We start from the raw sequence: 24,088 nt of genomic DNA, 5'->3' as shown, positions 1-24,088 counted from the left end.
GTCTGAATAGGTATAATATAACAGATAATTTTTTATCTATTATAGATATATATCCTTATAAGTATATAATATAAGAAGAGAGAACCTCTGATCTTATGGTTCTCCGCATAAATAAAAGAATGCCGAAGTGCACCCACAATGGCACTCCGGCATTCTTTTAAGAATTAATTATATTTTATTTTTCAGCTTTTTTAAACCTGTCCATAAATTTTTTCTTTTTTGGTGCTGGAGGAACTGCTTTTCCTCGAAGGCTCTTGATTTCGGTTATGTAAATTCCGCTTATCACAACCTTAGCTTCCGTTTTAACTGGAAGTACTTCAAATACTTTTGCGTCAGCAATTAATGTCATAACCTTTGGACCGATCTTGGCTTTTACAATCGGTACCTTTGTCCTGCGCATGTACTTGGGTGTCTGCTCATACACGATCTTGGGAAGTCCTGCATCTTTTAGTTTTATCTTTTTCTTATCAATGACCAGCATGGACACGGTCTGTGCAGCCGCTTCCAGTGCCTGCTGCTGTTCCACCTGGCGTTTTTCCAGCTTCTTGCCGAGAAAATAAAGGACAGCCAGAGCCACAACCACGATCAAAAGAATCGCAATTAATACGTTTAATAATGTGCTCAACGGGAATACCTCCAATAGTTCATTTTATAAATTGGGTCTATCCATAGTAGTGTATCACATTTTATTGGGAAAGACAAGCAAAAAATGCTTGACACCTTGACAATGCTATGATATTATGGAATGTGCACTATTGTGGCTATGTGTGCCTTTAGGGACATTTATGCCCAAAACAGAAACGATTAGAAAGAAAACAGGGGTGAAACGTCAATGGAGAAAAGCAGAATGCGTCCGGTCCCAGCCGGTAAGAGCCTGAGAATGAGTTTCTCAAGACAAAAAGAAGTGCTTGAGATGCCAAACCTGATCGAGATTCAAAAGAATTCCTATCAGTTGTTCCTTGAGGAAGGATTGAAGGAAGTTTTTGATGATATCTCTCCTATTGCAGACTTTGCGGGACACTTAAGTCTTGAGTTTGTTGACTTTACATTATGCAAAGATGACATCAAGTACACAATAGAAGAATGCAAGGAAAGAGATGCAACTTATGCGGCGCCTTTGAAGGTAAAGGTAAGGCTCTGCAATAAAGATAAAGATGAAATTAATGAACATGAGATTTTCATGGGTGATCTTCCGCTTATGACAGACACAGGCTCCTTTGTGATTAACGGTGCTGAACGTGTCATCGTCAGCCAGTTGGTGCGTTCCCCAGGTATCTATTATGGCATTGATCACGACAAGGTAGGTAAGGAACTGTATACTTGTACCGTTATTCCTAACCGTGGTGCGTGGCTGGAGTATGAAACAGACTCTAACGACATCTTCTATGTACGTGTCGACAGAACCAGAAAAGTTCCGGTGACCGTACTGATTCGAGCCCTTGGTTATGGTACGAATGCAGAGATTCTTGAACTGTTTGGTGAAGAACCAAAATTATTAGCCAGCTTTGGTAAGGATACATCAGACAATTACCAGGATGGCTTATTAGAGTTATATAAGAAGATCCGCCCAGGTGAACCTTTATCTGTTGATAGTGCTGAAAGTTTGTTAAATAGTATGTTTTTCGATTCCAGAAGATATGATCTGGCAAAAGTCGGAAGATATAAATTCAATAAAAAGCTTCATTTTAAAAACCGAATCACAGGTCACGTTCTGGCTGAAGATGTAGTGGATACCACAACTGGTGAGATTCTCGCTCAGGCTGGAACTACAGTAGACAAGCAGCTTGCTGTTGCCATCCAGGATGCAGCGGTTCCTTTCGTGTGGCTGGAAGGTGTGGAGCACAAACAGAAAGTTCTCTCCAACTTAATGGTTGATCTTGCAGCACATGTAAGTTTTGATCCGAAGGAAGCGGGTGTTACGGAGTTAGTATTCTACCCTGCCCTGGAAAAAATTCTGTCAGAAGTTGGAAGCGAAGATCCTGAGGCTGTTAAAAAGGCAATTCATAGAAATATGAATGAACTGGTACCGAAACATGTTACAAAAGAAGATATTCTTGCTTCTATTAACTATAATATGCACCTGGAAGAACAAGTGGGTGCAGCAGATGATATCGACCATCTGGGAAATCGTAGAATCCGTGCGGTCGGAGAACTTTTACAGAACCAGTACCGTATTGGTCTTTCCAGAATGGAGAGAGTGGTTCGTGAAAGAATGACAACACAGGATATGGATGGCATTACTCCCCAGTCCTTGATTAATATCAAACCAGTAACTGCTGCAGTTAAGGAATTCTTCGGAAGTTCCCAGTTATCCCAGTTCATGGATCAGAATAACCCTCTTGCAGAACTGACTCATAAGAGACGTTTATCTGCACTGGGTCCTGGCGGTCTGTCCAGAGACCGTGCCGGATTTGAGGTTCGTGACGTTCACTATACTCATTACGGCCGTATGTGCCCGATTGAGACACCAGAAGGTCCTAATATCGGTCTGATCAACTCCCTTGCAACCTATGCAAGAGTGAACCAGTATGGCTTTGTTGAGGCACCATATCGTCTGCTGGATAAGGCAGATGTGAATAATCCCATTGTTACAGATCAGGTCGTTTATCTCACTGCTGATGAAGAAGATAATTTCGTTGTTGCACAGGCGAATGAACCTCTTGATGATGATGGTCATTTTGTCCACAAGAATATTTCAGGACGTTTCAGGGAAGAGACTTCCGAGTTCCAGAGAAAGAATATTGATCTGATGGATGTTTCTCCGAAGATGGTATTCTCCGTTGCGACTGCAATGATTCCTTTCCTTGAGAATGATGATGCGAACCGTGCTCTTATGGGATCAAACATGCAGCGTCAGGCTGTACCGCTTTTAACTACCGATGCTCCTGTTGTAGGAACTGGTATGGAAGCAAAGGCTGCCGTTGACTCTGGTGTTTGTGTTGTTGCAAAAAACAGCGGTGTGGTAGAGCGGTCTGCTTCGAATGAGATCGTTATCAGAAGAGATTCTGACGGCGGAAAAGATGTTTACCGTCTTACCAAATTCACAAGAAGTAACCAGTCCAACTGTTATAACCAGAAGCCGATTGTATTTAAGAATAATCACGTGACAAAAGGCGATGTTATCGCTGACGGTCCTTCTACACAAAACGGCGAGATTGCCCTTGGTAAGAATCCATTAATCGGATTCATGACATGGGAAGGTTATAACTATGAAGATGCGGTTCTTTTAAGCGAAAGACTGGTGCAGGAAGATGTTTATACTTCCGTTCATATTGAAGAATATGAAGCAGAAGCCCGTGATACCAAGTTAGGACCGGAAGAGATTACCCGTGATGTGCCTGGTGTCGGTGAAGACTCCTTAAAGGATCTTGATGAAAGAGGAATTATCCGCATTGGTGCTGAAGTTCGTGCAGGAGATATTCTGGTTGGAAAAGTAACTCCAAAGGGAGAGACAGAACTGACCGCAGAAGAGAGACTGCTTCGTGCGATCTTCGGTGAGAAAGCGAGAGAAGTCCGTGATACTTCATTAAAAGTACCTCATGGTGCATACGGCATTATTGTTGACGCAAAAGTATTTACAAGAGAAAACGGTGATGAACTTTCTCCTGGAGTGAATGAGACAGTCCGTATTTATATCGCTCAGAAGAGAAAGATCTCTGTTGGTGATAAGATGGCTGGCCGTCATGGTAACAAGGGTGTTGTTTCCCGTGTGCTCCCAGTAGAGGATATGCCGTTCCTTCCAAATGGCCGTCCCCTTGATATCGTGCTGAACCCTCTTGGCGTTCCTTCCCGTATGAACATTGGTCAGGTTTTGGAGATTCATTTAAGTCTTGCAGCAAGAGCGCTGGGCTTTAATGTATCAACTCCGGTATTCGACGGTGCAAACGAGATTGATATTATGGATACCCTGGATGTGGCAAATGATTATGTAAATCTTAGCTGGTCTGATTTCCAGGATAAATATAAAGACACATTAAAACCTGAGGTGATTGATTACCTTGGAGAACATTTAGACCACAGAGAATTGTGGAAAGGTGTTCCGATTAACCGTGACGGTAAAGTGCGCCTTCGTGACGGACGTACCGGCGAATACTTTGACAGTGCAGTAACCATTGGTCACATGCACTACCTAAAACTCCACCATCTGGTTGATGATAAGATTCATGCCCGTTCCACAGGACCATATTCTCTGGTTACCCAGCAGCCGCTGGGTGGTAAAGCGCAGTTCGGCGGACAGCGTTTCGGAGAGATGGAAGTATGGGCCCTCGAGGCTTATGGCGCTTCCTATACGCTCCAGGAGATCATGACAGTGAAATCCGATGACGTTGTAGGACGTGTGAAGACTTATGAGGCAATTATCAAGGGTGAGAATATCCCTGAACCAGGTATTCCGGAATCTTTCAAGGTACTGTTAAAAGAACTTCAGTCACTGGCTTTGGATGTAAGAGTGATGCGTGATGATAATACAGAAGTTCAGATTGCTGAGAGCACTGAATACGAAGAGACTGATTTACGTTCCATTATTGAAGGTGACAGACGTTACCGGGAGGAAGAGTCCTTTGGTGAATATGGCTATCAGAAACAGGAATTTAAGAATCAGGAACTGGTGGCTGTCAGTGAAAATGAGGCGGAAGAAGACGATTCTTCAGAGGATTATGTAGAGCCGGATATTGACGATTCAGACGAAGAATAATAGGAGGGAGAATTGCTCATGCCTGAGAATAATGAAACTTACCATCCAATGACATTTGATGCCATAAAGATTGGTCTGGCATCTCCGGAGAAGATTCTGGATTGGTCTCATGGGGAAGTAAAAAAACCAGAGACAATTAACTACAGAACCTTAAAACCGGAAAAAGACGGTCTGTTCTGCGAACGGATCTTTGGACCGAGCAAAGACTGGGAATGTCATTGTGGAAAATATAAAAAGATTCGCTATAAAGGCGTTATCTGCGACCGCTGTGGTGTTGAAGTAACAAAGGCAAGTGTCCGCAGGGAACGTATGGGTCATATTCAGCTTGCTGCCCCTGTTTCCCATATCTGGTATTTTAAAGGAATTCCCAGCCGTATGGGTCTGATCCTTGACATTTCTCCAAGAACCCTGGAAAAGGTGCTTTACTTTGCATCTTATGTTGTACTGGATGCCGGTGATACCGGACTTCAGTACAAACAGGTGTTATCTGAGAAAGAGTATAGAGAAGAGACAGAAAAGTACGGACACGGTGCATTCCGTGTGGGAATGGGAGCAGAAGCAGTTCTGGAACTTTTACGGGCAATTAATCTTGAGAAAGAGTCCGAAGAGTTAAAGAAAGGGCTGAAAGATTCTACAGGCCAGAAGCGTGCAAGAATCATTAAGAGACTGGAAGTAGTCGAAGCATTCCGTAATTCCGGCAATCTGCCTGAGTGGATGATTATGACTGTTGTTCCGGTTATTCCTCCGGATATCCGTCCTATGGTACAGCTTGACGGCGGACGTTTTGCAACCTCTGACTTAAATGATTTATATAGAAGAATTATTAACCGTAACAACCGTCTTGCCCGTCTGTTAGAACTTGGCGCACCTGATATTATTGTGCGTAATGAAAAACGTATGCTTCAGGAAGCAGTTGATGCTTTGATTGATAACGGAAGACGTGGAAGACCTGTAACAGGACCTGGTAACCGTGCACTGAAATCCCTTTCTGATATGTTAAAGGGTAAGCAGGGACGTTTCCGTCAGAACCTGTTAGGAAAACGTGTGGATTATTCCGGACGTTCCGTTATTGTTGTAGGACCAGAACTTAAGATTTATCAGTGTGGTCTTCCAAAAGAGATGGCAATTGAGTTATTTAAGCCATTCGTTATGAAAGAACTGGTTTCCAATGGAACCGCTCATAATATTAAGAATGCAAAGAAGATGGTGGAACGTCTTCAGACAGAAGTATGGGATGTGTTGGAAGAAGTAATTAAGGAGCATCCGGTTATGTTAAACCGTGCACCTACCCTTCACAGACTTGGAATTCAGGCATTTGAGCCGATTCTGGTTGAAGGTAAGGCAATTAAACTTCACCCTCTGGTATGTACTGCGTTCAATGCCGATTTCGATGGAGATCAGATGGCGGTTCATCTGCCTCTTTCCGTAGAAGCTCAGGCAGAGTGCCGTTTCCTGCTCTTGTCTCCGAACAACTTGCTGAAACCTTCTGATGGTGGTCCTGTGGCTGTTCCATCCCAGGATATGGTTCTTGGTATTTACTATCTGACTCAGGAGCGTCCTGGTGCAAAGGGAGAGGGCATGGTATTTAAGAGCGTGAATGAAGCAATTCTCGCTTATGAGAACCAGGCAGTAACCCTTCATTCCAGAATTAAGGCAAGAGTAACAAAGAGAATGCCTGATGGTAGCATGAAGAACGGAGTGGTAGAATCAACGGTTGGACGTTTCATCTTCAACGAGATTGTTCCTCAGGATTTAGGTTTTGTAGACCGTTCCATTCCAGGCAATGAACTTATGCTGGAAGTTGATTTCCATGTAGGTAAAAAGCAGTGTAAGCAGATTCTTGAAAAAGTTATCAATGTTCATGGAGCTGTTCAGACGGCAGAGACTCTTGATGATATAAAGGCCATTGGATATAAGTATTCTACCAAAGCAGCCATGACCGTTTCCATTTCTGATATGACTGTGCCTGAGAGCAAACCAAAGCTGATTGCAGATGCGCAGGCAACGGTTGACCAGATTGCAAAGAACTTCCGCCGTGGTCTTATTACAGAGGAAGAGCGTTATAAAGAAGTTATTGACACATGGAAAGTTACGGATGATCAGTTGACTCATGATCTGCTTACAGGTCTTGATAAATACAACAACATCTATATGATGGCGGATTCCGGAGCCCGAGGTTCTGATAAACAGATCAAACAGCTTGCAGGTATGCGTGGACTTATGGCAGATACGACTGGTCACACCATCGAACTTCCTATCAAATCAAACTTCCGTGAAGGTCTTGATGTATTGGAGTACTTTATCTCCGCTCATGGTGCCCGTAAAGGACTTTCCGATACGGCACTGCGTACAGCCGATTCCGGTTATCTGACCCGTCGTCTGGTTGACGTTTCTCAGGATATGATTATCCGGGAGATTGACTGTTGTGAAGGCAAAGATATTCCATTTATGGAGATCAAGGCATTTACCGATGGTCAGGAAACCATTGAAGGATTGGAAGAACGTATTACCGGTCGTTTTATTGCAGAGACAATTACTGATCCGGATACTGGTGAAGTGATTGTGAAGGCAAATCATATGTGTACACCGAAGCGTGCTGCCAGAGTCATGAAAGTACTTGAAAAAACGGGCCGCGACTCCATTAAGATCCGTAATGTCCTGACCTGCAAGTCCCATATGGGTGTCTGCGCAAAATGTTACGGTGCCAACATGGCAACGGGTCAGCCGGTTCAGGTAGGTGAGGCAGTTGGTATTATTGCAGCTCAGTCTATCGGAGAGCCTGGAACCCAGCTTACCATGCGTACGTTCCATACCGGCGGTGTTGCCGGTGGCGATATCACACAGGGTCTTCCCCGTGTCGAGGAGCTTTTTGAGGCTCGTAAACCAAAGGGTCTTGCAATCATTGCAGAATTCGGCGGCGTCGTAGCCATGAAGGATACAAAGAAAAAACGTGAGATTATTATCACTGATAACGAGACTGGCAATTCCAAGACTTATCTGATTCCTTATGGTTCCAGAATCAAAGTCCAGGATGGTCAGGTGCTGGAAGCCGGCGATGAGCTGACAGAAGGTAGTATCAATCCTCACGACATTTTAAAGATCAAGGGTGTTCGTGCGGTTCAGGATTATATGATTCAGGAAGTACAGAGAGTTTACCGTTTGCAAGGTGTTGAGATCAATGATAAGCATGTTGAGATGATTGTAAGACAGATGCTTAAGAAGATTAAAATTGAAGAGAGCGGAGACAGTGAAGTTCTTCCGGGAACCTCTATGGACGTTCTTGACTATAATGATCTGAATGAAGCGCTTCTTGCAGAAGGAAAAGAGCCGGCGATCGGCAATCAGGTTATGCTTGGTATTACAAAGGCATCTCTTGCTACAGATTCTTTCTTGTCTGCAGCATCATTCCAGGAGACCACAAAGGTACTGACCGAAGCTGCAATTAATGGTAAAGTGGATCACCTTATTGGTCTGAAAGAAAATGTTATCATCGGAAAACCGATCCCTGCTGGTACAGGTATGAAACGGTATCGTACCGTTAATTTAAGTACTGACGCTTCCTGTGAGGAAGATGATGAGATCTTATTATCCGATGACGATGAGATTTTATTGTCTGATGACCAGTTTGAAGAAGCAGAAGAAGTTTTATCAATCGTTGAAGACGGAATAGAAGAATAAATACAGGAAAGACCCCGGCGGATGTATCTGCCAGGGTCTTCCAATTTTACAGGAATTTGTATAAAAACTGTAAAAAAAGAAATCCTTGACAAAAAAAAACAATATGTATATAATAATTAGGCGTGCATAAACGCGTCATGTTTTTGTGCATAAATTAAGCTGAAGATGACAGCAACCACAGACAATATCACAGGAGGTGAATGGAATGCCAACATTTAACCAGTTAGTAAGAAAGGGTAGACAGACAAGTGCTAAGAAGTCTCAGGCACCAGCTCTTCAGAAGGGGTATAACTCTTTACAGAAGAAGGCTACTGATATTTCCGCTCCACAGAAGAGAGGCGTTTGTACTGCAGTTAAGACTGCTACACCTAAAAAACCTAACTCTGCTCTTAGAAAGATCGCCAGAGTTCGTCTTTCTAACGGAATTGAAGTAACAAGCTACATCCCAGGTGAGGGACATAACTTACAGGAGCATAGCGTTGTTTTAATCCGTGGCGGAAGAGTAAAGGATTTACCAGGTACCAGATATCATATCGTTAGAGGTACTTTGGATACTGCAGGCGTAGCTAACAGAAAACAGGCTCGTTCCAAGTACGGTGCTAAAAAACCGAAAGACAAAAAATAATTAGAACCACACATTTAATTTTCTAGTGCCGGACTTTTGATATTGAACCTGTAGGTTGCAGGATTATATATAGAAACCGAGCGCGAACGCAACTTGAATGTTTGTGAGTACCTAGGATCTAATGAATAGCTGGACAATCCATTTTGGAATGCCAGCCATATTAAGGAGGGAAGTAACGTGCCACGTAAAGGACATACTCAAAAAAGAGACGTATTAGCAGATCCATTATACAATAATAAGGTTGTTACAAAGTTAATTAATAACCTTATGTATGATGGTAAAAGAGGAGTTGCTCAAAAAATCGTATACGGTGCATTTACCCGTGTAGAAGAAAAGACAGGCAAACCAGCTGTTGAAGTATTCGAAGAAGCAATGAACAACATTATGCCTGTACTTGAAGTAAAGGCAAAACGTATCGGTGGTGCTACCTATCAGGTACCGATCGAGGTTAGACCAGACAGAAGACAGGCATTAGCCCTGAGATGGCTTACACTGTACTCTCGTAAGAGAGGCGAGAAGACTCAGGAGGAAAGACTGGCAAATGAGCTTTTAGATGCCGCTAATAATACTGGTGCAGCCGTTAAGAAGAAAGAAGATATGCACAAGATGGCTGACGCAAACAAGGCATTTGCTCATTACAGATTCTAATAGGAGGAAAAAGCTTTGGCTGGAAGAGAATATCCATTGGAAACTACCAGAAATATTGGTATCATGGCCCACATTGATGCAGGTAAGACTACATTAACTGAGCGAATCCTCTATTATACTGGAGTAAATTACAAAATTGGTGATACCCATGAAGGTACCGCTACTATGGACTGGATGGAGCAGGAGCAGGAAAGAGGTATTACAATCACCTCTGCTGCAACTACATGCCACTGGACCATGCATGAAAATAACAAAGTAAAGCCAGGTGCACCTGAGCACAGAATCAATATTATTGATACTCCAGGACACGTTGACTTTACAGTAGAAGTAGAACGTTCCCTGCGTGTACTTGACGGCGCTGTCGGCGTATTTTGCGCAAAGGGCGGTGTTGAACCACAGTCTGAGAATGTATGGCGTCAGGCAGACACTTATAATGTACCTCGTATGGCATTCATCAACAAGATGGATATCATGGGTGCAAACTTCTATGGTGCAGTTGATCAGATCAAGAATCGTCTTGGTAAGAACACAATCTGCATTCAGCTTCCTATCGGAGCAGAAGATGAATTCAAGGGAATCATCGACTTATTCGAGATGAAAGCATATATCTATAACGATGACAAGGGTGACAGCGTTGATATCATTGATATCCCAGAGGATATGAAAGATGATGCAGAGCTTTACCGTGCAGAGTTAATAGAGAAGATCTGTGAGTTAGATGATGACTTAATGATGGCATACCTGGAAGGGGAAGAGCCATCCACAGAAGATTTAAAGAAAGTATTAAGAAGAGCAACCTGTGAGTGTACTGCTATTCCTGTATGCTGCGGAAGCGCATATAGAAATAAGGGTGTACAGAAGCTCCTCGATGCAATTCTTGAGTATATGCCATCCCCAATTGATATCCCTTCTATTAAGGGTGTTGATTTAGACGGCAATGAAGTAGAGAGACATTCTTCTGATGAAGAACCATTTTCAGCTCTTGCTTTCAAGATTATGACAGACCCATTCGTTGGTAAACTGGCATTCTTCCGTGTTTATTCCGGTGTTATGAACTCCGGTTCCTACGTGCTGAATGCTACAAAGGGCAAAAAGGAACGTGTTGGCCGTATTCTTCAGATGCATGCCAATAAGAGATCTGAGCTTGATAGAGTCTATTCCGGTGATATTGCATCTGCAGTTGGTTTTAAATTCACCACAACAGGTGATACTATCTGTGATGAACAGAATCCGGTTATTCTGGAGTCCATGGAATTCCCAGAGCCAGTTATTGATATCGCGATTGAGCCAAAGACCAAAGCAGGTCAGGGCAAGATGGGCGAGGCTTTAGCAAAACTTGCAGAAGAAGATCCTACATTCCGTGCAAAGACCAATCAGGAAACTGGTCAGGTTATTATTTCCGGTATGGGTGAGCTTCATCTGGAGATCATCGTAGATCGTCTTCTTCGTGAATTCAATGTAGAAGCTAACGTTGGTGCTCCTCAGGTTGCTTATAAGGAAACGTTTACAAAGACTGTAGAAGTAGACAGCAAGTATGCAAAGCAGTCTGGTGGACGTGGACAGTACGGACATTGTAAGGTTCGCTTTGAGCCAATGGATGCCAATGGTGAAGAACTGTTTAAGTTCGAATCCAGCGTTGTCGGCGGTGCGATTCCTAAGGAGTACATTCCAGCAGTAGGGGAAGGTATTGAGGAAGCAACAAAGGCTGGTATTCTTGGTGGTTTCCCTGTAGTTGGTGTTAAGGCTACTGTATATGATGGTTCTTACCATGAAGTCGATTCCAGTGAAATGGCATTCCATATTGCCGGTTCTATGGCGTTTAAGGATGCGATGAACAAAGGTGGATCTATTCTTCTTGAGCCGATCATGAAAGTAGAAGTAACTATGCCAGAAGATTACATGGGTGATGTTATCGGTGATATCAACTCCCGTCGTGGTCGTATTGAAGGCATGGAAGACATCGGTGGAGGCAAGATGGTGAAAGCATATGTACCGCTTTCAGAAATGTTTGGTTATTCCACAGATTTACGTTCCAGAACTCAGGGACGTGGAAACTTCTCCATGTTCTTTGAAAAGTATGAACAGGTTCCGAAGAGTGTTCAGGAAAAAGTTCTTGCAGATAAAAAGGATAAATAATTCCTAACTGGTTCTACTGGGTTTCGGGCATCAGCAACCGCCCGAAACCCGTCAAATAGGCTTGAAAATAGTGCATAAATAGCATATAATAAAAAACAGCCTAACATATAAAAACAAAGCTCAGAAAGAGCATAATTAAGGAGGACGTTATAAAATGGCTAAAGCTAAGTTTGAAAGAAACAAAACCCATTGTAATATCGGTACCATCGGTCACGTTGACCACGGTAAAACAACTTTAACAGCTGCTATCACAAAGACACTTCATGAGAGATTAGGTACTGGTGAATCAGTAGCTTTCGAGAACATTGATAAGGCTCCAGAAGAAAGAGAGCGTGGTATCACAATTTCTACTTCTCACGTTGAGTATGAGACAGAGAAGAGACATTATGCACACGTTGACTGCCCAGGACATGCTGACTACGTTAAGAACATGATCACTGGTGCTGCTCAGATGGACGGCGCTATCTTAGTTGTAGCTGCTACCGATGGTGTTATGGCTCAGACAAGAGAGCATATCCTTCTTTCCCGTCAGGTAGGCGTTCCTTACATCGTTGTATTCATGAACAAATGTGATATGGTTGACGATGCTGAGTTACTTGAATTAGTAGACATGGAAATCCGTGAGCTGTTAAACGAGTATGAATTCCCAGGCGATGATACACCAATTATCCAGGGTTCTGCTTTAAAGGCTCTTGAAGATCCTACAAGTTCTTGGGGAGATAAGATCCTTGAATTAATGTCTGCAGTAGACGAGTGGGTTCCAGATCCAGTTCGTGAAACAGATAAGCCATTCTTAATGCCAATCGAGGACGTTTTCTCAATCACAGGTCGTGGTACTGTTGCTACTGGTAGAGTAGAGCGTGGTACATTACATGTATCTGATGAAGTTGAAATCGTTGGTATTCATGAAGAAACACGTAAAGTTGTTGTAACTGGTATTGAGATGTTCCGTAAGTTACTTGACGAAGCTCAGGCTGGTGATAACATCGGTGCATTACTTCGTGGCGTTCAGAGAACTGAAATCGAAAGAGGACAGTGTATCGTTAAACCAGGTTCTGTAACTTGCCATCGTAAGTTCACAGCTCAGGTTTACGTTTTAACAAAAGATGAAGGTGGACGTCATACTCCTTTCTTCAACAACTACAGACCTCAGTTCTACTTCAGAACAACTGACGTAACTGGTGTTTGCGAATTACCAGCTGGCACAGAGATGTGTATGCCTGGCGATAACGTAGAAATGTCTGTTGAGCTGATTCACCCAGTAGCTATGGAGCAGGGTCTTCGTTTCGCTATTCGTGAAGGTGGACGTACAGTAGGTTCAGGAAGAGTTGCTACTATCGTTGAATAATTAAAATTTAAAGCCGAGCCCTTTGTTATGAGGGGGTCGGCTTTTTCTTTTTGTCTTGTGGTACTAAAAATGAGAAGGGGAGAAAAGCCAAGCTCAATTAGTATAACTGGCGTGGCTATGTCGGAAATCGTGAATTCTAATTTGTTTTATACCGGTCCTGGCGCAGGTCCGTTACCGAAAGTAAAGTAATTCAAAAAGGACAACGAGAAAAGGGATGAAGTCGAAAGGAAGTTGGAAAAAGGAAGCAGGACCGCCATTGCTCCCACTACCAGGAAAAGGTAATTACACATTGATGTGAGATATGCTATTATAACGACATGAGATAACCGTGTACAAGGTGGTGAGCCTCCCCAGAAGGTGGGTGATGCCGATGTTTGACTTCAAGGACTTAATGCAGTTCGGAATGTTCATCATTGCATTACTTGCCTTTATCTATTCGCTGATAAAGAAGTAAGTACATAAAAAACCGCCCCTTGTACTTTGACGAGGACAGGGGCGATCTTTCAAACCATTATTCCGAGGTCAACCACTTTGTGGGCGGCTATCTCTTTGTAATTCAAATATACCATTAGTGCATTGTAATGTCAATGGTTTAGTTTATATAATCTCTATTAAAATATAGGCGGGTATTCGGTATTCCGAGCTCGCCTTTTTGGTACTAAAATGGCACTACAAAATTGTTCAGCCATCGCAAATGTAACAAACTTTCGGTAAAATCATCATAAAAACCATGGAAAACATCACCTTCAAAGGCTTACAAACCCTCTTAAAAGGTTGCTACTATCGTTGAATAATAATTAAATTTAAAGTCGAGCCCTTTGCTATGAGGGGTTCGGTTTTTTTGTCGTAATATTATAATGAATCTATTTTAAATAATCAAAGTTTGAAATTGAGTTATCTTATTTATTTGGATACAGGGGCTGTAAATCTGAAAGTTCAAATAAACATTGTGAACACCGGAAATATATGGTAATATATTTCCAGGAGTAATCGAATACAGGGTGAAACCTTCCAGATTTTATGTCTTTACGTCATAATGAGATGGGAGGTGGTGCTGGATATGTTTTCATTTGCAGACGTGCTTTTATTTTCAACCTTTATCCTGGCATTGCTGACTTACATAGATAAGTTAAAAAAATAGCCTACCCTGCGGCAAACAGGATAGGCGGTGTCCATTAGGACATTAGTCTTTATACTGGGAGCTTCCACCTTGTGTGGTGGTTACTCTTTTGTAATTTTAATATATCATTGGTGGACCGTACTGTCAAGTTTAATTTATAACCTTTGTAAAAGAAGGGAAAATCCCATTCATTAGTTGTAGTCCATAGGTATTCGATATTCCGGTTCTGCTTATATGGTACTAAAATAGTACTGAACATAGTTCGGACATTGCAAATAGAATAAAGTCTCAATGAAATCATCATGAAAGTCATGAGAAATACCGCTTTTAATGGTTTACAATGAATAATGAACCATTGATACGATCTTGTAACCACACATGTAGAAGAGGCTTATCCCAATCATGTTAAATTTAATAGAGAATGTCAAAATAGAAATCCATTAATAAATTCCGATATATATAATTCAATACTCAAAGGAGAAAATATGAGTGAGTTTCATATTAATTTATTTAAATTTTTTGATGAATTTGGTAATGCAAGAAAAATGGTTCTTTCAACCGTTGACAATAACAAAGTAACATCTAGAATGATGAGTGTTGTTCGAATAGAAGAAAGTTTTTATTTTCAAACGGATAAGACCTTTAGGAAATATCAGCAAATAAAAAACAATCCTTTGGTTGCACTTTGCATAGATAATATTCAGATTGAAGGAATTTGTAAAGAAATAGGGCATCCAACTAAAAGTGAACCTTTTTGTAATGTTTATAAAGAATACTTTAATAGCTCATATAAGATGTATTCTTCATTAGATAATGAGCGATTATTTATGGTAACACCTACATATGTAGAAAGATGGATCTATATAAAAGGAATTCCCTATTTAGAAATATTTGATATTAAGAAGGAAAGCTATAGCATAGAACGATACGAAACGTAAATATAAGATGGCTGAGATATGTTTTTCTTCCAGTGCTACTGGAAGATGTAATAGTACAGCTTCTTCACTAAGGCAAATTAATGATGAAGAAGCTGTAATGCTTTATTAACCATTTACTCCTTCTTGCAAGACTATTAAGAAGGATCATCCCCGATCTCTTTGTTCAGCCATAACAATCCATTTTTGAATCGTTGATCTGCAAAGGTATGGTGGCCTCCATGATCCTTAGTAACGGTCACTTTTCCAGGAAATTTGCTTTCCAGAAACTGAGCTGTCTGCTCTGCGTATTCTTTCGCCTTTTTCATAGGTCCTGATTTTCCTTTCCCTTCGCCTTCCCCATAATGCAGATAAATTGAGCGTGTCTCTTTGCTTAGAGAACTATTTTCTAAATATTCAGACCAATTACTATACCAGAAGGAGCTGCATATTCCAGCAACATGACGCCAGCAGTTTTGGATTGTCAGAGCATAGATTCCGATAAGACCTCCCAGAGAGTAGCCCAGCATAGAGCTGTTGTGTATATCTGCCTGATAAGTTTCGCAAAGCCAGGGAAGAAGACGATTCCTGAGAGATTCAAGATACTGGCTTCCCTCGCCACTAAAATCTGGAAAACGGGAGGACATAGCAGGTGCACGCCACGGGGTGTATTCGGACAGCCTGTCCACAGGGCATATCATCACCATTATAAATTCTCTTCCAATTCCTTTTTGCCAGAGGGTTTCTAACTCACTTATCACAGGGGAGAGGGCTTTATAAGCCTGATCTCCGTCTTGAACCAGGACGACTGGATATTTTTGTTCTCTATTCTTATCCCATGAGCGGGGCAGATATAGGTATAGCTTATGATCTTCCCATTGTGTTTCCATAATAGAAGGTTCTTTTTCTGTATTTTTTGAATTCATGATCCAATCCTTTCTTTTTTATTACCGCTTTTGATTCTGCTTGGAGCAAATCCCATGTGTTTTTTGAATAACCGGCTAAAATAGAATTCGTCTTTATAACCAACGGATACGGCGGCTTGTCTGACGCTGTATCCATTCTCACTTAGCAATGCAGCCGCAGTTTCCAGGCGGTATTCAATCAGATAGTCAATGGGACGGATCCCCATAACTTTATAAAAAAGATAGGAAAGCTGTTCTGGCTTTTTTTCAAAATTGGCGGCGATATCTGCCAGCGTCAAAGACTGGGTGTAATGGTTTCGGATAAACAGTGCAATTTCATTAATGATGTTTAATTCTTCTGCTTCCTGTTTGCTGATTTCAGAACAAAATAAGATATCAAACAGTTGTTGTGTCATGAAGTTCATGCGGAAACGGGAACGGATGTCATGGCAGTGAGAGAGTTTTAAAAACTCCTCCAGGCAGTCATGAACTCCTTTTTTATCAGTAATACTCAATTCGTACGCAGAATGTATAAAATCAGTGCTTCCTTTGTTTGTGTATTCAAAGGGATCATAATATAAATTGATGTGGCAGAAGGGCTCACTGCCTTCGACAAAAAACGTGAGCTGTTTTCCAGGACAGCCATGAATTACTTTTCCAGGTAAAGCATCAAAGCTTTCGGAGTCAAAGGAAATACGGGCCTTCCCACTAACAGGAAAGATAAAGGCTGCCCGTGTCGTCTCATATGAGGCAGGTGCCTGTTCTGGTAATTTATTAAAAGAGACTGCTTTGAGAATCGTCAATGGGAATCTGGCATATTCTTCGGCTAATTGAGTGCGAAATCCAGGCATTATAAACCTCCTTTCCTATCATTTCTGTCTTATTCATTATAGAGGAAGAGTTTTTTTTCGTCAATGAAGATGGTAATTGTGATATTTTTTATCATTTAATATTTAATAATTGTCCATGTATTTAAAGAATTATCTATTCCCATTCCCTGTGGAAATTCGTATAATGAGTTTCGGTTAGTTTAAACTAATAGATAGAAAGGAGGATTCTTTCTTTGAATCATCATATGTCAGAGGCATATATAGAGAATCAGAAAAGCAGAAGGGTCTTTGGATTGCTGCTGGCAGGTATGGTCTGTCTTCTTCTTGTCTCCATTGTGATATCCATGTCCTTTGGGTCCATGAAGATTGCTCCCTCTCATACTTATGGAATTCTTCTTGAAAAGCTGTTTGGAATCCGGTTAGATGAGTCATTAACCGGACGGATTTCAGAAGTAAATATTATTTGGGAAATTCGTTTTCCCAGAGTGCTTCTTGGAGCAGCGGTAGGAGCAGGTTTGTCCCTTTGCGGAATGGCAATGCAGGCGGCAGTTCAGAATCCTCTTGCAGAGCCTTATATTCTGGGAATTTCTTCTGGTGCTTCTCTTGGAGCAACATTTTCAATTATGCTGGGAATTGGTTCTTTAAGCTGGATATCCATCAATGGAAGCTCCTTCTGGGGATTCGCCGGAGCGTTAGGAGCTGCATTTTGTGTGTTGATGCTGGCTTCGGCGGGAAGCAAGATGACAAGTTCTAAGCTGGTTCTTTCCGGAACTGTGGTTAATGCTTTGTGTAATGCCTTAAGCAACTTTATTATTTTTATGGCTGTGGACGCCCAGGGAATGCAGAGCGTAAAGTTTTGGACTATGGGTTCTCTTGCAGGAGCAAAGTGGAAGAATATTCCTTTTCCTGTAATTTTAACGTTTTTGTGCGTTCTTATTTTCCTATCACAGTACAGAACTTTAAATGCCCTTCTTTTAGGAGATGAAGCGGCCGTAACGTTAGGAATACCTGTTGCCCGTTACCGGAGAGTTTATATGGTGTTATCCTCTCTTTTAACTGGTGTTTTAGTGGCTTATTGCGGTATTATTGGATTTGTTGGTCTTATTATTCCTCATATTACAAGAGCAGTAGCAGGGGCTGATCACCGGAGAATGACTCCACTGTGTGCGGTTGGCGGAGCAATCTTTATGATTTGGGCGGATACCTTTGCAAGAATTGCAGTAAAGAATTCCGAACTTCCCATTGGAATTGTTACAGCACTGATTGGAGCGCCGTTCTTTGTGTATATTTTAATACGCAAAAGCTATAACTTTCGGGAAGGATAAGGAGGAACACAATGGAGTTAAAAGTAGACGATTTAAAGGTCAATATTGGCAGCCTGGAAATCGTCAAAGGTGTATCTTTACATATAAAGGCAAACAGGTTTGTAGGGCTGTTGGGACCTAATGGAAGTGGCAAATCTACACTCTTAAAAGCGATTTACAGGGTTTTGAAGCCCAGCAGCGGAGTTGTTTATCTGAATGGAAAAAATCTGTCCAAGGTTCCGGAGAAGGAACGGGCCAGGGATATGGCAGTTGTATCCCAGTTTAATCAGGTTGGATTTGAATTTACGGTTCAGGATATTGTTATGATGGGGCGGACTCCGCATAAAAAGCGGCTGGAGGGAGAAAGTGAGGCTGACTATCAGATTGTTTCAGAAGCTCTTGATAAAGTGGGGATGAACCATTATTCCAAACGCAGGTATTCGACTTTATCCGGAGGAGAGAAGCAGCGGATTATACTGGCAAGAGCACTAGCCCAGGACCCCAAGATACTCATTCTTGATGAACCAACCAATCATCTTGACATAAAATATCAGCTCCAGGTTTTAAATATTGTAAAACATCTGGATATTGGTGTTCTTGCAGCTCTCCATGATCTTTCCCTTGCTTCCATGTTCTGCGATGAGATTTATATGCTGAAAGATGGGACAGTCATGGGAAATGGCAGTCCGGGAGAAGTGATTACCTCAGAGATGATACAGGATATTTATGATGTAAAAGCTTCTGTTTTAACAGATCCGGATACAGGACAGCTTTCCATTCATTACCGGATTTAATTACTATGATTATAGAAAAAGGAGATTATAATGAAAAAGAAATTAAAAGGATATCAGGCAGCAGCAGCCCTATGTGCAGTAGTTTTTTTTACCGTTGGATGTACTGCAAAACCAGCTAAGACAAATCAGGAGACAGAAACAAGTCAGACACAAGAGCAGACACAGGCTTCGGATTTTCCTCTTACTTATACTGCATATGACCTGGATGGAACCGGTCATGAGCAGACGGTCAATCAGGTGCCAGATAAGATTATTACCAACAATCAGTCCAGTACAGAATTGTTATTAAAGCTGGGACTGGGAGATCAGATCATTGCCACCGTTTTAAAAGATAACCCTACCACTGATGATTTAGCAGCCGCTTATGATGCCATTCCTGTTATGGCAGATAAGAGGGATATTTCTAAAGAAAAGATCGTAGGGATGGAACCTGATATTGTAGTTGGAAGGGTAAAATCATTTACTCCTGAGACCCTTGGTTCTGTCAGTGATTTAAATGATATGGGAATCGCTGTATATACCCAGGAGTCGACCCGGATGGATCAGGAGATTACCATGGATTCTATTCTTGGCGATATTGAACAAGTAGGAAAGATTTTTGATAAGAAAGATCAGGCTGATAAAATGGCAGAAGAGTTAAAAGACCGTCTGACAGCCACAGAAAATTCTTTAAAATCCTTAGACGGGGAGCCTTTAAAAGTTCTTCTTATGGTCAATTACCAGGACGGTACATTTGGCGGATACGGCAACAATGCCTCTCTTCAGAAAGATCTCCTGAAACGTCTTCATGCAGTCAATGTACTTGATAAAGGAGGCAGTGGTCTTTCCGCAGAAAACTTAATTTCCATGAATCCGGATGTGATTGTTTATGTAAAGGGAACCCATAACGAAGAAAATGACCAGAATGCAGTAGAAGATATGCTTTCCAATGAAATGTTTCAGAGTGTAAAAGCCATAGAAGACGAAAAGGTCATGTCAGTTTCCTACAATGATCTCATGGGAGGCGGTTACCGGACTTTTGATTGTATGGAGGAGATGGCAGACTTTTTCTATCCTGAGATCAGCAGATAAATACAAGCAGTTTGAAGACAGAAGCCTTAAGGTTTTATTACAAATTAGTAATAAAAACGTTATTGTAAAAATTAGGGAAATTGGTTATTATTGTATAGGACCTGATTATGACAATATGGAGGAATTAACATGAAGAAGATAAAGATAGGAAGGGCTGTAACCGGGCTTCTGTCGGCTGCATTTTTGTGCTGTGCCACTGCTTTTGTTTCGCTTGCAGATGTGAGTTCTGATCATGAGCAGACAGCCATTCAGTCCTGCCTGATCAATTCTGACAAGGAGAATGTGACCGTACAGGTGTCGGGAAATGTTAACATGGAAGGAACTGATGGTATCCTTTATCTGGTGGAGCAGCAGCCTTATCAGAACAATCTGGACGGAAGAACGGATTATGCAGCAAAAGCAGCACCTGGCAGCACAGTTTCATTTACATTTTCTTTAAACAGGAACACCGCTCAGGACAGACTCTACAGCAAGTTTGTGGTAGCCGTATGGGATGGCACCAAGTACATAGAGATCAGCAAACCCCATTACATCACAAACCCTGAGATGGTAGCTTCCAATACCACTCCATTCAGCGATCCCCTTACAAAAAAAGGATTGAACATCCAGCTTAATATGCTTAGCGATGCCTTTGATTTAGGAGTAAAGCATGTAGCTACCAATATTTCATTCCATCAGATTCTTGGTGAGGGAATTGATTATGAGTATGATGGAAAAACATATCATTTTGATAAGAATGTAATTAAAGGCTATGATGAGACCATCAGCGCGTTATCTGGGAAAGGTATGACTGTTACAGCCATTATTTTAAACGGCTGGAACGATGCCACTCCTGATCTTTTATATCCGGGAACCAAGAAGAATTCCAAAGCATTTTACTATATGTTTAATACAGCAACCCCTGAGGGACTTGACCAGACCAGAGCCATTGCTTCATTTCTGGCAGACCGCTACAGCGGTGCCAATCCTGATTCTGGAAAGATCTCCAATTGGATTGTAGGCAATGAGATTAATAACCAGCAATGGAATTATATAGGTGCAAGAGATCTTACCAGCTATGTAAAGGCTTATCAGAGTGCGTTCCGCGTTTTCTATACAGCAATTAAGAGTGTGAGTGCCAATGACAGAGTATATTTTTCTCTTGATTATAACTGGAATAACGAGATTGACAATAAGGTGAAATACGGAGGAAAAGCCGTTGTAGACAGCTTTAACTCCATTGCCAATGAGCAGGGACAGATGGATTGGGGCTTATCTTACCATCCTTATCCAGTTCCAATGACAGAGCCTGAATTCTGGGATAATGATAAGACAGGTCTTATTACCAATGATTTTAATTCTCCAGTCATTAATTTTAAGAATCTGAACACGCTGACCGATTATATGGCACAGGAAGCTTTAAAGTCACCGAATGGTCATGTACGCCACATCATTTTGACCGAGCAGGGATTTACCGCTACAAGCCAGTCAAGGGGCAATGTTCCTCAGATACAGGCAGCAGCTTATGCTTATTCTTACTACATGGTTGACAGCAATCCTTATATTGACGCCTACATCTTAAGCCGTCAGGTGGATGCACCTTCTGAGGTGAGAAGCGGGTTATCCTTTGGTCTTTGGGAATGTTCGATGGACCGGGGAGATGACATCGTTGCCACAAAGCGCAGGAAGATCTGGCAGGTATTCAGAGATATTGATAAAAAGAAATACACATTGGAATCAAGTGAATTCGCAAAACCTATTATTGGTATTGAGAAATGGTCTGATGTTGTGCCAAACTTCCGTTGGAAGGCTTTGGAGAAATAATAAAAAAGATATAGCGGCAGGTAATGAATTATCTGCCGCTATATCTTTTTTAATTGCCTGTAGACCAGGTCAATGCACCATAAGCGTCTAAGATGCCGCCGCTTAATACTTTTCCGTTTAAGGTGTCCAGTCTTCTGCTGGAGTCAAGTAAGATCTGTTTGGTCTCCAATAAGGAAATATCAGTACGGTACGAATAAAGCATAGCTGCTACTCCGGTTACCATAGGAGCCGCCATGGAGGTTCCGCTCATAAAGCCGTATCCGTTGTTAGGAATCGTACTCAGAATGTAGGAGCCTGGAGCAGCGATATCCACACTTTTTACTCCAAAGTTAGAATCTTTGCTCAAACTGCCGTCAAAAAGAATATTAGCTACAGATATTACGTTATCATAAGGCAGAGAAGCAGGGTATACTGGATTGATATCTGTGTCATAGCCAAGTCCGGATATACCGCCGTTGCCGGCTGAGACAACAAACAGCATCGGAGAATTTTTTATGGTCTCTGCCAGTTGTGGACTGTAACTGGTGGTACCCATACTTAAGTTGCAGATCGAGGCGCCGTTGGCTTGGGCGTAGTGAATTGCCTGGATAACAGCATCGGGGGTTCCGGTTCCATCTTTTCCTCCAAGTGCTTTTAACGGCATGATTTTAACATGTTGATTATCTGTAATGCCTGCGATTCCATAAGCACCTCTTGCAGCGCCGATGGTACCTGCTGCATGGGTTCCGTGGCTGTCATCCTTCCCGGAAAAGATCTGGTTGTTGCCGGAATAAAAATTCCATCCATGGATGTCGTCTACAAAACCATTTCCATCGTTATCAACACCGTCTCCGTCAATTTCACCTGGGTTTGTCCAGATGGAATCCTTTAATTCCTGGTGGTTGATATCAATGCCAGTATCAATGATGGCTACGATAACGGATCGCTTATTCTCTGCTTTGTCATAAAGTGTCCATGCAGGTTGTATGTTAATATCAATTCCCGGCACAGCTTTTGTTACTTTAGATTCATAATCCCCCGGACCTGGTTTTGGGAGGTCGATTCCCATGCTGGATTTGATTCCATCGTAAACATTATCAACAGACTGAAACTTTGACTGCAATTCAACAAGACGAAACTCTCCATCATTCTTTAACCCCCACTGGTAGGTGGAAAATTCATCTGCCGGTGACAGGTTTACAAGTCCTGGTCCAACGGCAAGAGAATGAAGCGCTTGTCCGGTTTCTGCGGAAAATGAATGGAGCAGGGAAGGTGCTTCTATGGTCTGGCTAAAAGACAGACTGCCAAGCAGTATAGCAAGAGACAGACATGCACCTTTCATTATTTTTTTCATTGTTTCTTTCTCCTCACTATGAAGCAATATTGAAACTATTACCATTATATCATAAACCCTACGTGCTAGCTCTTTAAATTATGTAAAAAAATAAATTTCTTTTTCGGTCATTCAATTAATAATTGAAATATATTTTTATTCTATGTTATGATTGTCTGGAAATAAGAAAAGAGGAAAGAAATATGTGTGAAAAAATCCAAAAAGCGTTACAGGGCGGTCTAATTGTTTCCTGCCAGGCATTACAGGGAGAACCTCTTTTTGGTGCCGGTCTTATGGCACCTATGGCTTTAGCAGCGCAAGAAGGAGGAGCAGCAGGAATCCGTGCAAATTCAGTTGAAGACATCTTGGAAATTAAAAAGATTGTAGACCTTCCGGTTATTGGGCTGATCAAACAGGAATATTCTGATAGTGAAGTTTATATAACACCAACTACGAAAGAAGTGGATGCACTTTCTGCCTGCAAAGCAGATATTATTGCAGTGGATTGTACCAGACGAAGCCGCCCTGGTGGCAGGACACTGGCAGATTTTTGGAAAGAAATCCGTGCAAAGTATCCCAATCAGCTTTTTATGGGGGATTGTTCTGATTATGAAGAAGGAATGTATGCCGCTGAAATGGGATTAGATTTTATCGGAACAACTTTAAGTGGATACACCAGTGCAACGAAAGGAAAAAGCTTACCAGATTTTGAATTAATGACCAGGCTTGTGAAGGATTGCAAAATACCGGTTATTGCAGAAGGAGGAATCTGGACCCCAGAGCAGTTAAAGAGATCATTCCAGTCAGGCGTATTTGCTGCTGTGGTGGGAAGTGCGATCACAAGACCAAAAGAAATCACCAGATATTTTATAGAAGGATCTGGTTGCCGTACAGGAAATCAATAAGA

General features: G+C 41.8%; 17 protein-coding genes. 13 read left to right on the top strand and 4 right to left on the bottom strand.

Annotated elements, in window-relative coordinates:
* Window positions 1-175: 175 nt before the first annotated feature.
* Window positions 176-625 carry a hypothetical protein gene (locus tag FAY33_RS06080; RefSeq protein WP_143319873.1) on the bottom strand — a complete coding sequence of 150 codons (450 nt, stop codon included), beginning with the start codon at window positions 623-625 and terminating at the stop codon, window positions 176-178.
* Between the two features lie 207 nt (window positions 626-832).
* Here FAY33_RS06080 and FAY33_RS06075 point away from each other — a divergent pair, with 207 nt between their 5' ends.
* From FAY33_RS06075 to FAY33_RS06040, 8 genes are all read left to right on the top strand, one after another.
* Window positions 833-4,693, top strand: a complete 3,861-nt coding sequence (locus FAY33_RS06075) for a DNA-directed RNA polymerase subunit beta (protein ID WP_143319872.1) — start codon at window positions 833-835, stop codon at window positions 4,691-4,693.
* Window positions 4,694-4,711: 18 nt separating this feature from the next.
* Window positions 4,712-8,371: a DNA-directed RNA polymerase subunit beta' gene (gene rpoC / locus FAY33_RS06070; RefSeq protein WP_143319871.1), complete on the top strand. Its 3,660-nt coding sequence runs from the start codon at window positions 4,712-4,714 to the stop codon at window positions 8,369-8,371.
* Between the two features lie 205 nt (window positions 8,372-8,576).
* On the top strand, window positions 8,577-8,996 hold the full coding sequence (rpsL, locus tag FAY33_RS06065) for a 30S ribosomal protein S12 (RefSeq protein ID WP_143319869.1): 420 nt from the start codon (window positions 8,577-8,579) through the stop codon (window positions 8,994-8,996).
* Between the two features lie 177 nt (window positions 8,997-9,173).
* Window positions 9,174-9,644, top strand: coding sequence for a 30S ribosomal protein S7 (gene rpsG / locus FAY33_RS06060; protein ID WP_143319868.1), 471 nt, complete (start codon window positions 9,174-9,176; stop codon window positions 9,642-9,644).
* 15 nt (window positions 9,645-9,659) lie between these two features.
* Entirely contained in the window at window positions 9,660-11,780 is a 2,121-nt protein-coding gene (gene fusA, locus FAY33_RS06055; protein WP_143319866.1) for an elongation factor G, read from the top strand.
* Between the two features lie 154 nt (window positions 11,781-11,934).
* A complete protein-coding gene (tuf, locus tag FAY33_RS06050) occupies window positions 11,935-13,128 on the top strand; it encodes an elongation factor Tu (protein WP_143319865.1) in 1,194 nt (397 codons plus the stop codon).
* Window positions 13,129-13,492: 364 nt separating this feature from the next.
* Window positions 13,493-13,582, top strand: a complete 90-nt coding sequence (locus tag FAY33_RS20130) for a putative holin-like toxin (protein WP_143319863.1) — start codon at window positions 13,493-13,495, stop codon at window positions 13,580-13,582.
* Window positions 13,583-14,733: 1,151 nt separating this feature from the next.
* Window positions 14,734-15,186: a pyridoxamine 5'-phosphate oxidase family protein gene (locus FAY33_RS06040; RefSeq protein WP_143319862.1), complete on the top strand. Its 453-nt coding sequence runs from the start codon at window positions 14,734-14,736 to the stop codon at window positions 15,184-15,186.
* Window positions 15,187-15,320: 134 nt separating this feature from the next.
* Here the strand turns inward: FAY33_RS06040 and FAY33_RS06035 are convergent, their stop codons facing one another.
* Both FAY33_RS06035 and FAY33_RS06030 read right to left on the bottom strand, forming a co-directional pair.
* Window positions 15,321-16,088: an alpha/beta hydrolase-fold protein gene (locus tag FAY33_RS06035; RefSeq protein ID WP_143319861.1), complete on the bottom strand. Its 768-nt coding sequence runs from the start codon at window positions 16,086-16,088 to the stop codon at window positions 15,321-15,323.
* Window positions 16,085-16,918 (bottom strand): AraC family transcriptional regulator, encoded by an 834-nt coding sequence (locus FAY33_RS06030; protein WP_143319860.1) that lies wholly within the window; start codon window positions 16,916-16,918, stop codon window positions 16,085-16,087. The genes FAY33_RS06035 and FAY33_RS06030 overlap by 4 nt, the downstream gene beginning before the upstream one ends.
* A 212-nt stretch (window positions 16,919-17,130) precedes the next feature.
* On the opposite strand from FAY33_RS06030, the gene FAY33_RS06025 reads away from it, so the two are divergent.
* The 4 genes from FAY33_RS06025 to FAY33_RS06010 all read left to right on the top strand — a co-directional run bounded on the left by FAY33_RS06025 (window position 17,131) and on the right by FAY33_RS06010 (window position 21,869).
* Entirely contained in the window at window positions 17,131-18,222 is a 1,092-nt protein-coding gene (locus FAY33_RS06025) for an iron ABC transporter permease (protein WP_143319859.1), read from the top strand.
* 11 nt (window positions 18,223-18,233) lie between these two features.
* On the top strand, window positions 18,234-18,995 hold the full coding sequence (locus FAY33_RS06020; RefSeq protein WP_143319858.1) for an ABC transporter ATP-binding protein: 762 nt from the start codon (window positions 18,234-18,236) through the stop codon (window positions 18,993-18,995).
* A gap of 30 nt (window positions 18,996-19,025) precedes the next feature.
* Complete coding sequence (locus tag FAY33_RS06015) at window positions 19,026-20,066, top strand: ABC transporter substrate-binding protein (RefSeq protein WP_143319857.1); 1,041 nt, start codon at window positions 19,026-19,028, stop codon at window positions 20,064-20,066.
* A gap of 129 nt (window positions 20,067-20,195) precedes the next feature.
* On the top strand, window positions 20,196-21,869 hold the full coding sequence (locus tag FAY33_RS06010) for a DUF5722 domain-containing protein (protein ID WP_143319856.1): 1,674 nt from the start codon (window positions 20,196-20,198) through the stop codon (window positions 21,867-21,869).
* 49 nt (window positions 21,870-21,918) lie between these two features.
* Here FAY33_RS06010 and FAY33_RS06005 read toward each other — a convergent pair whose 3' ends face one another.
* Window positions 21,919-23,202, bottom strand: coding sequence for a S8 family peptidase (locus FAY33_RS06005; RefSeq protein WP_143319855.1), 1,284 nt, complete (start codon window positions 23,200-23,202; stop codon window positions 21,919-21,921).
* Window positions 23,203-23,384: 182 nt separating this feature from the next.
* On the opposite strand from FAY33_RS06005, the gene FAY33_RS06000 reads away from it, so the two are divergent.
* Window positions 23,385-24,086, top strand: a complete 702-nt coding sequence (locus FAY33_RS06000; RefSeq protein ID WP_143319854.1) for an N-acetylmannosamine-6-phosphate 2-epimerase — start codon at window positions 23,385-23,387, stop codon at window positions 24,084-24,086.
* The last annotated feature ends 2 nt before the right edge of the window (window positions 24,087-24,088 follow it).

Origin of the sequence: Clostridium sp. HBUAS56010, from assembly GCF_007115105.1 — a bacterium.
Classification (GTDB): Bacteria; Bacillota; Clostridia; order Lachnospirales; family Lachnospiraceae; genus Lacrimispora.
Note: the sequence above shows the minus strand (reverse complement) of the source record. Positions and strands in the feature narration are given on the sequence as shown.